Raw genomic sequence first — 330 nt, forward strand, 5'->3', positions numbered from 1 at the left:
CTCAAACCATTTATTTATCGACTGTCGTGCAACATCATCTTCTATCATTATTAATTGCTGCCATGCATGTTTATCTGCAGATATGATGCAGTTTTTTAGCCTATCTTTCACTTCATGAAAATCACAATTCATCATACTATACTAACCTCTTGGAAGGTGTTGAGAAAGGATAAAGGTAAATTAACGATATCAGCCGCATTAATATCATGGTTAATATTGATCTTAAAACACTTTTCAATTTCAGCAATAATGATAGATATATTTTGATGATCAATATTCATTTTTTCAATCAAATGCTCTTTAACAATTTCACTTTCATTAATGTGTATG

At 29.7% G+C, this 330-nt stretch carries 1 protein-coding gene; it reads right to left on the reverse strand.

Translation table 11 applies throughout. The annotated features are described in order from the left end of the window. Nucleotides 1-131 precede the first annotated feature (131 nt). On the reverse strand, nt 132-330 hold a 199-nt coding region (locus AACQ14_RS24510), incomplete at its 5' end, for a hypothetical protein (RefSeq protein WP_339366140.1).

The organism is Vallitalea maricola (assembly GCF_036985595.1).
Taxonomy (GTDB): domain Bacteria; phylum Bacillota; class Clostridia; order Lachnospirales; family Vallitaleaceae; genus Vallitalea; species Vallitalea maricola.